This is a genomic window from Streptomyces sp. NPDC002619, assembly GCF_042889305.1.
In the GTDB taxonomy this organism is placed as follows: domain Bacteria; phylum Actinomycetota; class Actinomycetes; order Streptomycetales; family Streptomycetaceae; genus Streptomyces.
In genome coordinates this window covers 193,836-206,216 of the sequence record NZ_JBIAQV010000002.1, presented here as the reverse complement: position 1 = coordinate 206,216, position 12,381 = coordinate 193,836, and the positions used below count along the sequence as shown (strand labels likewise).

Here is a 12,381-nt window from a genome sequence, read left to right as displayed (position 1 = left end):
GGGAGATGATCAGGCGATGACGGATGTCGCGGGACGGGACGCGAGGGCGGTCTCGAAGTTCGTGGAGAGCTTCGCGGCCCAGCTGGTCGAGGCCGGGATGCAGCGCATGCCGGCGCGGGTGTTCGCGGCCCTGCTGTCCTCCGACTCCGGCTCCCTGACCTCGGCCGAGCTGGGCGTACTGCTCCAGGTCAGCCCTGCCGCCGTGTCCGGCGCGGTGCGCTACCTCGCCCAGCAGCACATGGTCTCGCGCGAACGCGAACCCGGCTCACGCCGCGAGCGCTACCGGGTCCACAGCAACCAGTGGTACGAGGCCCTCACCAACCGGGACGCCGTTCTCAAGCGCTGGGAACACGCCCTGCGCGAGGGAGTCGACAGCCTCGGCGAGACCACCCCGGCGGGACGGCGCCTCGCCGAGACACTCGCGTTCTTCGAGTTCGTCGACGGCGAGATCGCCAAGATGATGGAGCGCTGGCGGGTCCACCGGGACGAGCTCTTCGGCGAGGGGTGAGGGGTGGTGGTTGAGGGGGCGCGGGGCCCCGTCCACCTGATCCTGACTCACCGACGCACTGACTCACGCGGATGACGGCACGGTGAGCCCCCAAGCCCCCTCCACCATCCGCCACGTCCGCCTCCGTACCGGCCCCGCCACCGCCGCATCCGCCCGGTAGCGGAAATCCGGCCCCGTCACGGTCACCGTCTGCCCGGTCGTCCGGAGTGGAGGTGCGGTCTCCGCGCCGAGCGGAACCGGGTGGATCTCGACCTCGGCCAGGCCGGCGGAGCCAGGCGTCACCGAGACTGCCTCCAGCGGCTGGTCCAGGTCGACGACCGTCACCCCGTCGACCTCCACGCGCAGCCGCGCGGGCGCGGACCGGGGTCCGCTCGCCGGTGGGCCCGGCCGGGACGGGCGGGGGCCCAGGGTGCGGACCAGGGACTGGTACGTCGTACGCAGCCAGGGGCGCCCCGGCCCAGACATCGCCGACTCCGCCGCCGGAGCCTCACGCACCAGGACCGGAGGGATCCGCAGCGCGCCCAGCACCACCCCGTCGCTGTCATCCACCAGCAGGTCCATCCGGCGCTCGACCCCGTCGAGGACCGCCCGCGCCGCCGCCACCGCCCCGGTCGGCACCCCCAGGGCCTCCGCCAGCGCCACCACACCCCCCACCGGCACCACCGACAGCGCGCATCCGGCCAGCTCCCGCTGCCGGTGGAGCAGGTACACCGCACGGACCAGTGCCCGGTCGTCGCCCACCACCACCGGGCGGCGGGACCCGCGTCGCTCCAGCGCGCGGGCGAATTCCTCCGGCCCCTCCGGCAGGCACACCTTCATCGCCGCACCCGCGCTGAGCACGTCTTTCGAGATCCGTACGGACTCGCCGTCCGTCCGTTGGGCGACCGGATCGATGATCACCAGCAGCTGATCGGACGTTGCGAAAGTCGCCACCTCGGTCCTGCCTCGCTTCCTCGGGTAGCATCTTTGTGCAAGAGCCCCTTGCGCTATTGCGCCAGGGGCTTCGTCTATTCCGGGGCATCCGGTCCGACGGTTGTGCGACCAACGACGGTCGCGGTGGTGCGCGGCGGTGAACCCTACGCGTACGCCCCTGACCTTGGACATGCCCCGCCCGGAAGGGGTGTACGCGCGTGCCCGCACTTGTGCTGCTCGGTGCTCAGTGGGGTGACGAAGGCAAGGGGAAGGCCACCGACCTGCTCGGTGGCTCGGTGGATTACGTCGTCCGTTACCAGGGCGGAAACAACGCCGGCCACACGGTGGTCGTCGGCGACCAGAAGTATGCACTCCACCTCCTCCCTTCCGGAATCCTCTCTCCCGGATGTACGCCGGTCATCGGCAACGGCGTCGTCGTCGACCCGTCGGTCCTGCTCTCCGAGCTGAGCGGTCTGAACGAGCGTGGCGTCGACACGTCCAAGCTCCTGATCAGCGGTAACGCGCACATCATCACGCCGTACAACGTCACCGTCGACAAGGTGACGGAACGCTTCCTCGGAAAGCGGAAGATCGGCACGACCGGGCGCGGTATCGGACCGACCTACGCGGACAAGATCAACCGCGTCGGTATCCGGGTCCAGGATCTGTACGACGAGTCGATCCTGCTGCAGAAGGTCGAGGCGGCCCTCGACGTCAAGAACCAGATCCTCACCAAGCTCTACAACCGGCGCGCGATCGCCGCCGAGCAGGTGGTCGAGGAACTGCTGGGCTACGCCGAGCAGATCAGGCCGTTCGTCGCCGACACGGTCCTGGTCCTCAACCAGGCCCTGGAGGACGACAAGGTCGTCCTCTTCGAGGGCGGTCAGGGCACGCTGCTCGACATCGACCACGGCACGTACCCCTTCGTCACGTCGTCGAACCCGACCGCGGGTGGCGCCTGCACCGGCTCCGGAGTCGGCCCGACGAAGATCAGCCGGGTCATCGGCATCCTGAAGGCCTACACGACTCGCGTCGGCGCCGGCCCCTTCCCGACCGAACTCTTCGACGAGGACGGCGAGGCGCTGCGCCGGATCGGCGGCGAGCGGGGTGTCACCACCGGCCGTGACCGCCGCTGCGGCTGGTTCGACGCGGTGATCGCCCGCTACGCGACCCGCGTCAACGGCCTCACGGACTTCTTCCTCACCAAGCTGGACGTCCTCACGGGCTGGGAGCAGATCCCGGTGTGCGTGGCGTACGAGATCGACGGCAAGCGGGTCGAGGAACTGCCTTACTCGCAGAGCGACTTCCACCACGCGAAGCCGGTCTACGAGAACCTCCCGGGCTGGTCCGAGGACATCAGCAAGGCGAAGTCCTTCTCCGACCTGCCGAAGAACGCCCAGAGCTACGTCAAGGCCCTGGAGGAGATGTCGGGCGCCCCGATCTCCGCGATCGGCGTGGGCCCGGGCCGCGACGAGACGATCGAGGTCAACTCGTTCCTGTAGGCGCCGACGCGCCGCGACACGCCCTCAGCCGGTTCTCGTCGGCTGGGGGCGTGCGTTGTTGCGGGCCAGGGTCACCGGGGCGGTGGGGGCCGTGCAGCCCGGGTCGGAGTGGGGCGCGTCGAGGACGGGTGGGGTGGTCCGCAGGACGCTGCCGGCGTCCAGGACGACGGCCTTCCATGTGCAATGGCGGCCGGATGAGGTCCGGGTACCTGTGACCAGTGGTTCTCCGATGGCACCCTTGCGCACGCTTACGGTCCAGCCGCGGAATGCACGGGTGCCGATGAAGGACGACGGGACGGAATCGCCTGGGCGGCCGCCCAGCTCCAGAGGGGTGCCCCAGTGCCTTTGGGTCATCCACACGACGTCGGGGTCCGCCAGTTCCAGTCGGATCGTGCCGAGCTCAGGGCACACGCTGTTCGGGGCACCCTCGGGAAGGATCACGGAGCGGCTGGGCCGCCTCAACTCGACCCCGTCCGGTTTCACGGCCACCTCACCGAAGGTTCCCTTGCACACCGCTCCGGGTGTCCCCGCGACATAGCCCGTCTTCGCGGGGTCGTACAGAGACAGGTGCAGGGTGAACGACTGCTGGCCCAGATACGCCTTCGCATGGGCCTCCGTCTCTCCGTATGCGGCGGCCACGATGTCTCCGGTGGGCACTACAAAGGGTTCGTCGCCACCGGGCTCGTCCTGCGCGAACGCCGCCCACACCGTCACCCCGCCCACCGCGACCGACAGCGCGGCCACGCTCGCCAGCAGCCCGCCGGCGAGCCGCTGTCTGACGTGCACCGCCCGGGACAGCGGCTTCCGCAGGATCCGGGGCGGGACGATTCCCGCCTCCGGCACGTCCAGCGGATCGCGGTCGGGCACCGGTTCCGAAGGCTCGGGGAAGTCGGGGAACTCCGTGGTCTCCTGCGGTGCGGTCTCCGCCCGCTGCGGAGCGTTCGGTACGGGCTCCGCCGCTATCCGGTCGAGGCGGACCAGAAGGGCCGACGGCAACCAGGCTCCGGCCGGGGCTCGTCGAGTCAGTTCCACCAGCTCCGCCACCTCGGGCCGCTCCTCCGGGTCCTTCGCGAGGCAGCGACGTACGAGGTCCGTGAGTGCCTCGGGCACGCCGTCGAGTAAGGGCTCCTCGTAGGCGATGCGGAACAGGAGTGCGTGTACGCCGCCTTCGCCCGCGCCCTGGAAGGGGGAGCGGCCCGTGGCGGCGTACGTCAGGACGCTGCCGAGCGAGAATACGTCGCCGGCCGGGGTGACCCGTTCGCCTCTGACCTGCTCCGGGGACATGAACTCCGGTGTGCCGACCAGGCTTCCGGTGCGGGTGAGCGTGGAGTCGGCCATGACGTCGTGGGCCACGCCGAAATCGATGACGCGGGGACCGGCGGCGGTGAGCAGGATGTTGGACGGTTTGAGGTCCCGGTGGACGAGATCCGCCGCGTGGATGGCGTCCAGTGCCTGCGCGAGGCGGTGCGCCAGGACGTGCGCGGAGGCGGACGGCAGTGGCCCGAAGTCCCCGCGTACGACGGCCCGCAGGGTCGGTCCGGCCACGTACTCGGTGGCCACCCATGGCTGTTCGGCGTCGGTGTCGGCGTCCAGCACCCGTGCGGTCCACCTGCCGCTCACCCGACGCGCGGCGGCCACCTCGCGGGCGAACCTCCGCCGGAACTCGTCGTGCCGGGCGTCGGGATCCGTACGGATCAACTTGACCGCGACGGCCATGGAAGTCGGCGAGGCCGGGACGTCGCTGTCGTCGCCGTCGTCCCGCCGGGCGAGGTAGACCCGGCCCATGCCGCCCGCTCCCAGGCGGGACAGCAGACGGTACGGGCCTATGCGGGCCGGGTCTTCGGGGGCCAGGGGCTGCATGGCACGCGATCATTCCAGACGGGCGGGTCGCGACCTCAGCAGTTTGGACAGACTGGTGGGAGGCCGAGACATGCGTGTGTTGCCAGAGCCAGCCGTCGGTCGATAGCTGTGCTGTCAGCGGCGGGGTCCGGAGAGGCCTGCGGTGGGGTGAGCGCGTACGGCAAGGTCGTGGTGAGCACCGCGAGCGCGGCCGCTTCCTGCTCGGCGCCCCTCGGGAGATGTGCCGTCACGTGCGCGGTCAGCCACTGCCACGCCGTGTCGTGCCACACCGTTGTGGGCCGCAGCACGGCCGTGTGCGCAAGTGCCGGCTCGTTCAGTGCCAGGGCTCTGACTACGGGATGTTCCCGCAGCAGACGCGTCGCCCGCACTCGACCCCGAGATCACGGCATGGATCCCGGATGTCGGCATCCAACTCCGCAAGGCGGGCGTCCAGTTCGACGCGATCAGGGTCGACGGCGATGAGGGCCGCGCCCTCGCCGACCGGCTGGCCCGGCTGACGGGTGGCGACCCGGGACCGGTGATCGAGCAGGCGAACGGACGCCGGGCGGTCTACTTCCTGGTCCCTGCGGGCAGCACAGCCCACCGGGCCTGGCCCGACGCCGTCACCCGTCCGACCACGGGACCGAACCACATCTCGTACGTCCCGATTCCCGCCCTCGACGGCACGACGTGGCCGTTGAGCTGGTGCCACGCGCCGACGTCGCCCTGCCGACTGGTGCACACCCTTCTGCTCCGCACCGCGCTTCACTGCGACGGGTCCGTCAGCTGAAGACGATCATCGAGCCCTGGGCCAGGCTGCGGGTCGTCGCCGCGTGCAGGCCCAGCCAGACGTGGCGCTCGCGGGCGAAGGGGCTCGGGTCGTAGGGCGGCGGGACCGCCGGCTCCTCCAGTTCCGTGGGCGCGCGCGGGGGTGCGGGGGCCGGCGGCGGGTTCGTCGGGTCGATGCCGATCGACGGGGCCACGAGCTCCAGCTCCCGAAGGAGCGACTGCGAGGAGCCCAAGGGGCCGCCCCCCGCGAGGAGTTCGTCGTTGGAGAGCGGGTGCGGGAAGTCGACCGGGACGTATGCGCCCGCGTGGTCGTAGTGCCAGACCAGGTGCGACTGCTGGGCCGTCGACTCGAACATCTCCAGCAACTGCTGGTAGTCACCGCCCAGTTCGTCCACCGGCGTCACCGGCAGCCCGCACATCTGCAGGAGGTAGACCCGGCGCAGGAAGTGCAGCGCGTCGTAGTCGAACCCGGCCACCGGGGCGACCTCGCCGGTCAGTCCCGGCATGTACTGGTACACCGGCACCGGCGGCAGCCCGGACTCGGCGAGCACCTTGTCGTATTGCGCGAGTTCCTCGGCGAAGGGGTTGTCGGGGGTGTGGCACAACACGTCGACGAGCGGTACCAGCCACAGGTCACAGGCCAAAGAAAGCTCCTCACACGGGGCGGTGCTCAAGGCACGGGTAAGCAGAGTAATGGGGGCGACGCGAGGTCAGCTCCCCTCGTGCAGGTCCCATACCCACACCCCGCCGGTCCACTTCCCGGGCCGCCCGGTCAGCTTCTCCAGGGTGTCGCGCAGGGGGCCGTCGTTGGGCTGCGGGGCGAGCACCAGGGCGCCCGCCTTCCAGTACGCGAAGTCCTGCTTGGCCTGTGCCTGCCAGTTCGGGCCGATCGTCGGCGCCTTGCCCGTGTAGCGGACGTCGCGCAGCATGTTGGAGGTGTAGCGCGGGGAGGCGCCGTAGATGCCGATGCGCTCGGTGCCGTAGGGGCCGTTGAAGTAACCGCCGGGGAGTTTGAAGCCCAGGTCGGCGGCCGTCTGCCAGTGCAGGGCCTCGGCGGCGCCCGGGTCCGGCAGCGGCACGGGGACCAGTGACTCGCCCTCGTGGACGTACGACTTCCACATCCCGTCCGCGATGAACGCCGGCACCTGGGCCCGCGGCTCGGACCTCAGCGGTGCCGGGACGATCGGGATCAGGGCGAGGGCGATGCCCAGCAGGCCGACGTACTGCGTCGTCGGGCGGCGCGTCGCCGCCAGCCGCTCGAGCGCGATCGCGAGCAGCAGGCCCAGGGCCGGGGCGCAGATCATCGCCAGCCGGCCCTCGATCACCGACTCGAACAGCGGCTTGTGCGCGAGCAGCGCCCAGGGGCCGGAGTAGACGGTGTCGGTGAGCGGGATGCGGATCTTCGGGCCGAGCGACAGCAGCGCGGCGGCGACCGCGGTGAACGCCAGTGCCTTGACGAGGGTCCGCTCCCACAGTCGTACGACGATCGCGAGCGCGACGGCGACGAGCGGCCAGCCGTAGAACGCGTTCTGCTCGGTGGGGTTGAGGGACAGGGAGTTCGCCCGCTCCGCGTTGCCGGCCATCAGCGAGCGCTCGGCGAAGGCGATCAGGGCGAGGGGGCTGTTGCCCGCGTTGTCGCCGTGCAGGACGCTCTTGTAGCTCTGCGGGCCCGCGAACTGCCAGTAGAGCGGGTAGGCGACGATCGGCAGGCAGACCGCTCCGGCGATCATGAGGCCCTTCAGCAGCGGGCGCCAGGACTGCCGGGCCACGTCCCGGCGGAGCACAGCGTAGGCGGCGGCGAACAGGGTCATGCCGATCGACGCCAGCAGGAGGGGTTCCTCGCCGAGGAAGATCTGGTACGTCGCCATCAGGCCCAGCACGATCCCGTCCCGCACGACCCGCGTGCCCGCGCACAGACGCAGGGCGCGGTCGATGATCAGCGGGATCATGAAGAGGATCACGAAGTTGGGGTGCGCGTTGGCGTGGCTGACCATCGGCGGCGCGAACGCGGCCAGACAGGCGCCGATGAAGGCTGCCGCCCGGTGCCGTACGACGCGCTTCAGGAACAGCCAGTACCAGGCGGCCGCCGTCGCTGCCAGGCCCAGGGTCATGCAGAGGCTGAGCGCGACCGCCGGGCCGAACGCCAGCGTGATGGGCGCGAAGGGCACCGACAGGCCCAGCATGACCGTGTTGGCCATCAGGTTCACGCCGTCGGGGAAGCCCTGGAGGTCGGAGAAGAGCGGGTTGCGCAGATGCGCCACGTTGTCCGCGGTCACCGCGAAGAACCACTCCCACTGGTTCTGGTCCTGGAGGGAGTCGGGGAGGTAGCGGTGGGCCGGGTCGAAGAAGCGGCCGGAGTAGAGGGCGACCGCCAGGAGCAGGAAGAGGGTGACGGCCAGGAGGTCGGCGGGGCGCACGGCGCGGGCCCGGATGCGGGCCAGGTCGGCGAGGACCCGGCCGTAGTCGAGCGGGCCCACCTTGGAGCCGGGCTGGTGGCTCCAGCGCACCGGGACCTCGGCCACGGTCCAGTCCGCGCGGTGGAAGTGCCGCAGCACCTCCACGTCGATGCCCCAGCCGTCGAGCCGCGAGGCGGCGAAGGCCGCGCGGGCCCGGTCGCCCTCGAAGAGCTTGAAACCGCACTGGGTGTCCCGGATGCCGGGCACCGCCGTCGTGCGTATCAGCAGGTTCCCGGCGCGGCCGAGCAACTCGCGCACCGGGTGCTGGTGGTTGGCTATGTCCGCGCCCGGCACCGAACGCGAGCCGATCGCCGCCGCATGGCCCTCGCTGAGCGCCTTGTCGAGCCGCTCCAGCTCCTCGATCGGGGCCGCCAGGTCGGCGTCGGTGACCAGCACCCGGCGGCCGTGCGAGGCGGCGACGCCGAGGCGCAGGGCGTGGCCCTTGCCGCGGTTGCGCGGGGCGCCGACGAGCTGGACGCGGGGATGCGCAAGGGCGGTGACCACGTCGCGGGTGCCGTCGGTGGAGCCGTCGTCGGCGACGATCACCTCCCACGCGCCCCAGCGGCCCTCGTTGGCGTCCAGGTAGGCGATGACGGCGGTGAGGGTGGGGCCGAGGCGGGTTTCCTCGTTGTAGGCGGGGACGACGACGGAGAGGTCGACGAGTTCGGGACGGTCGCTCGCCTCGCGGACGGCCTCGGGACGGTGGCCGCTCATCCGGCGGCCAGTCGCTCGATCAGGGCGAGGTTGTGCTCGTTGTACTCGGTGACGATCGCGCGGGCCCCGGCGAAGTCCTGGCCGGCCAGCGCGTCGACCAGCGCGGCGTGGCCGCACCACAGCGCGCCGCGCGGCTCGCTCAGCCGGCGCAGATGCTGCACCGCGCACACCCAGGACTGCACGCGCAGCCGGTGCAGGAAGTCGGCGAGATAGGGGTTGCCGAACAGGGCGCTCAGCTCGCGCCAGAAGCGCAGGTCGTAGCCGATCAGGACGGTGAGGTCGCCGGCGTTCGCGGCGCGCTGCGCCTCCTCGCCGCGCCGCCGCACCGTGGCGAGCGTCGCCGCCGTACGGGCGTCCTCCGGGTCCTTGAAGGCCGGGTGGCCGCCCGCGATGAGGGCCTGGAACATGCCGTCCGTGACCAGGCTGCGGGCCTCGATCATGCCGCGGAAGTCGTCGAGGGAGTATTCCGGGACGCTGAAGCCGCGGTGCTGGTCCGCCTCCAGGATGCCCTGCGCGGACAGGTCCACCAGGGCCTCGCGGACCGGGGTGGCCGAGACCCCGTACTGCTCGGCGATCTCCTTCACCGTGAATGCGCGCCCCGGCTGGAGCCGCCCGGCCAGCACCTCGTCACGAAGCGCGTCCGCGATCTGCTGGCGCAGGGTACTGCGCGTCACGGCGCCGTTGCCCGGCATGGTCGGGGGCCTCTCCTCACACGTGCGGGTGACGTACTCGCTTATGTCTATGAGCACGCCACCTTACGCGTTCGGGTTCCCCCGACGGCAGTTCCGGGGGCGTTACTCCGTGTACTCGTCGGCCACGCCCAACCCCGCGTCGAGCGCCGCGAGGCCTTCCTTCAGCTCGGCCTCGGTCACGTTGCACGGCGGGACGACGTGGGTGCGGTTCATGTTGATGAAGGGCCACAGGCCGTGCCCCTTGGCGGCGGCGCCGAACGCGGCCATGGGGGCGTTCGCCTCGCCGGCCGCGTTGTACGGCACCAGCGGCTCCCGGGTCTCCCGGTTCCGCACCAGCTCGAGCGCCCAGAACATGCCGACACCGCGTACGTCGCCGACGCTCGGGTGCCGCTCGGCGAGCTCGCGCAGCGCGGGCCCGAGGACGGTGGCGCCGAGGTCCTTGGCGTTCTCGACGACACCCTCTTCCGCCATGACATTGATGGTGGCGACGGCGGCGGCGCAGGCGAGCGGATGGCCGGAGTACGTCAGCCCGCCCGGATAGGCCCGCTTGCCGAAGGTCTCCGCGATCTTCCCGGAGATGGCGACACCGCCGAGCGGCACATACCCGGAGTTCACGCCCTTGGCGAAGGTCATCAGGTCCGGCACGACGTCGAACAGGTCGGCCGCGAACCACTCACCGGTGCGCCCGAACCCGGCCATGACCTCGTCCAGGACGAACACGATCCCGTACTTGTCGCACAGCTCCCGCACCCCGGCGAGATAGCCGGGCGGCGGCACCATGATCCCCGCCGTACCCGGAACGGTCTCCAGGATGATCGCGGCGATGGTCCCGGGCCCCTCGAAGGCGATCGTCGTCTCCAGGTGCTCCAGCGCCCGGGCGCACTCCTGCTCCTCGGTCTGTGCGTAGAAGCGGGAGCGGTAGAGGAAGGGCGCCCAGAAGTGGACGACACCGGCGGTGCCGCTGTCCGACGGCCAGCGGCGCGGGTCGCCGGTGAGGTTCACGGCCTGCTGGGTGCCGCCGTGGTACGACCGGTAGGCCGACAGCACCTTGGGCCGCCCGGTGTGCAGCCGGGCCATGCGGATCGCGTGCTCCACGGCGTCGGCACCGGCGGTCGTGAAGAAGATCTTGTCCAGGTCGCCCGGGGTCCGCTCGGCGATCAGCCGGGCCGCCTCGGAACGCGCCTCGACGGCGAACGCGGGTGCGAACGTGGACAGGGTTGCGGCCTGTTCCTGGATCGCGGCGACGACCTTCGGGTGCTGGTAGCCGATGTTGGTGAAGACGAGCCCGCTGGTGAAGTCCAGGTAGCGCTTGCCGTCGTAGTCCCAGAAGTACGACCCGTCGGCGCCGGCGACGGCGAGCGGATCGATGAGTTCCTGTGCGGACCAGGAGTGGAACACATGAGCACGGTCCGCGGCCTTCACCGCGGCGCCGGCTTCGGGGTTGGGCTGAGGGGTCATGCCGGCGAGCGTAGATGTCCGGGATGCGGAGGGGATATCGGCGGTCTGTTCCTTGGTCGGGGGGTTTCCGCGACAGGGTGTCGATGGTGGGAGTCGGGACGCCGAGGCCGTGGAAATGGCCGATGAAGGCGCCGAACCAGCTCTTACCGCTGGTTGAGGAACCGTGGGCACCTCCCCCGCGACTCTCCAGCAGGCAGCACTATTCTCGGGCTGTTGTTCACGGGCGGGGGGAAGGCGGGGCGGCCATGGAGAAGCTGGGGACCGGGGATCCGAAGCGGATCGGGGCGTACCGGCTGCTGGCGCGGCTCGGTGCGGGCGGCATGGGGCATGTGTATGTGGCGCGGTCGGACCGGGGCCGTACCGTCGCCGTGAAGCTGGTGCGCGAGGAACTCGCCGCGCAGGAGGAGTTCCGGGCGCGGTTCCGCCAGGAGGTGCAGGCCGCGCGGCGCGTCGGCGGCTACTGGACGGCGCCGGTGCTGGACGCGGACACCGAGGCCGCGGTGCCATGGGTGGCCACCGGGTACGTCGCCGGGCCGAGCCTTCAGCAGGTCGTCGGCCGCGACCACGGCGCGCTGCCCGAACGCTCGGTCCGCATCCTCGCGGCCGGGCTCGCGCACGCCCTGACGGACATCCACGCCGCCGGGATCGTCCACCGCGACCTCAAGCCGTCCAACGTGCTCGTCACCATCGACGGGCCGCGCGTCATCGACTTCGGGATCGCGCGTGCGCTGGAGACCTCGGCCGGCGACGGGCTCACCCGCACCGGCTCCATGGTCGGCTCGCCCGGCTTCATGGCGCCCGAGCAGGTGCGCGGCGACCGGATCACGCCGGCCTGCGACATCTTCTGCCTCGGCTCCGTCCTTGCCTACGCGGCGTCCGGCGTGCTGCCGTTCGGCGCCGCCAACAGCGGAGTGCACGCCCTTATGTTCCGCATCGCCCAGGAGGAACCGGACCTCGACGGCGTTCCCGAGGGCATCGCCGACCTCGTGCGCGACTGCCTGCGCAAGGACCCCGCGTCCCGTCCCACGCTCGACCACATCCTGGAACGCACCGGCGCCGAGGACACGGTGTCGGGCGGCCGGTCCCGGGACCCGTGGCTGCCGGGGGCGCTGGTGGCCCAACTGGGGCGGCATGCGGTGCAGTTGCTGGATGCCGAGGACCCGGAGTCGACGCTGGGGGAGGGGCGGACGGTGGTTTCGGGGGGCGGGGCTGGTTCGGGCGCCGGGGCTGCTTCTGGTTCCGGCGGTGCCTCTGGTCCCGGGGCTGCTTCTGGATCCGGTTCTGTTTCGGACTCCGATCCTGCCTCTGATCGGGCGGCTGCTCCCGGTGGTTCCGCTTCGGGCGGTACGGCCGCGCCGGGGGCCGGCGTTGTCCCGGGCCCCGTTACGGCTCGGGACCCCGGGGTCGCGCCCGTCCCCGCCGGGATGCAGAAGGAGGACCCCGCGCCGGGCCAGAGCCCCGCACTCGGTCAGCCCTCCGTGCCCGGCCAGGGCCCCGCGCTTGGTCAGCCC

General features: G+C 71.3%; 10 protein-coding genes. 4 read left to right on the top strand and 6 right to left on the bottom strand.

What is annotated here, in order from left to right; all coding sequences use genetic code 11:
* The first annotated feature begins 16 nt into the window (after positions 1-16).
* A complete protein-coding gene (locus tag ACFYXB_RS05060) occupies positions 17-508 on the top strand; it encodes a GbsR/MarR family transcriptional regulator (protein ID WP_389577829.1) in 492 nt (163 codons plus the stop codon).
* Positions 509-571: 63 nt separating this feature from the next.
* On the opposite strand, the gene ACFYXB_RS05055 is transcribed toward ACFYXB_RS05060, so the two are convergent.
* Entirely contained in the window at positions 572-1,441 is an 870-nt protein-coding gene (locus tag ACFYXB_RS05055; protein WP_389577826.1) for a diacylglycerol kinase family protein, read from the bottom strand.
* 197 nt (positions 1,442-1,638) lie between these two features.
* On the opposite strand from ACFYXB_RS05055, the gene ACFYXB_RS05050 reads away from it, so the two are divergent.
* Entirely contained in the window at positions 1,639-2,922 is a 1,284-nt protein-coding gene (locus ACFYXB_RS05050) for an adenylosuccinate synthase (protein ID WP_351360526.1), read from the top strand.
* 24 nt (positions 2,923-2,946) lie between these two features.
* On the opposite strand, the gene ACFYXB_RS05045 is transcribed toward ACFYXB_RS05050, so the two are convergent.
* A complete protein-coding gene (locus tag ACFYXB_RS05045; RefSeq protein ID WP_389577823.1) occupies positions 2,947-4,782 on the bottom strand; it encodes a serine/threonine-protein kinase in 1,836 nt (611 codons plus the stop codon).
* Positions 4,783-5,299: 517 nt separating this feature from the next.
* Between ACFYXB_RS05045 and ACFYXB_RS05040 the strand changes: the two genes are divergently transcribed.
* Positions 5,300-5,551, top strand: a complete 252-nt coding sequence (locus tag ACFYXB_RS05040; protein WP_389577821.1) for a hypothetical protein — start codon at positions 5,300-5,302, stop codon at positions 5,549-5,551.
* Here the strand turns inward: ACFYXB_RS05040 and ACFYXB_RS05035 are convergent.
* From ACFYXB_RS05035 to ACFYXB_RS05020, 4 genes are all read right to left on the bottom strand, one after another.
* On the bottom strand, positions 5,544-6,194 hold the full coding sequence (locus tag ACFYXB_RS05035) for a hypothetical protein (RefSeq protein WP_389577819.1): 651 nt from the start codon (positions 6,192-6,194) through the stop codon (positions 5,544-5,546). The two genes, ACFYXB_RS05040 and ACFYXB_RS05035, sit on opposite strands and share 8 nt — an antisense overlap.
* 66 nt (positions 6,195-6,260) lie before the next feature.
* Positions 6,261-8,720, bottom strand: a complete 2,460-nt coding sequence (locus ACFYXB_RS05030) for a dolichyl-phosphate beta-glucosyltransferase (protein WP_389577816.1) — start codon at positions 8,718-8,720, stop codon at positions 6,261-6,263.
* On the bottom strand, positions 8,717-9,412 hold the full coding sequence (locus ACFYXB_RS05025) for a GntR family transcriptional regulator (RefSeq protein ID WP_389578633.1): 696 nt from the start codon (positions 9,410-9,412) through the stop codon (positions 8,717-8,719). The genes ACFYXB_RS05030 and ACFYXB_RS05025 overlap by 4 nt, the downstream gene beginning before the upstream one ends.
* A gap of 102 nt (positions 9,413-9,514) precedes the next feature.
* Positions 9,515-10,870, bottom strand: a complete 1,356-nt coding sequence (locus ACFYXB_RS05020) for an aspartate aminotransferase family protein (protein ID WP_389577813.1) — start codon at positions 10,868-10,870, stop codon at positions 9,515-9,517.
* A 245-nt stretch (positions 10,871-11,115) separates the two neighbouring features.
* Between ACFYXB_RS05020 and ACFYXB_RS05015 the strand changes: the two genes are divergently transcribed.
* Positions 11,116-12,381 (top strand): protein kinase (locus ACFYXB_RS05015; RefSeq protein ID WP_389577811.1); only part of this gene is annotated, 1,266 nt, incomplete at its 3' end.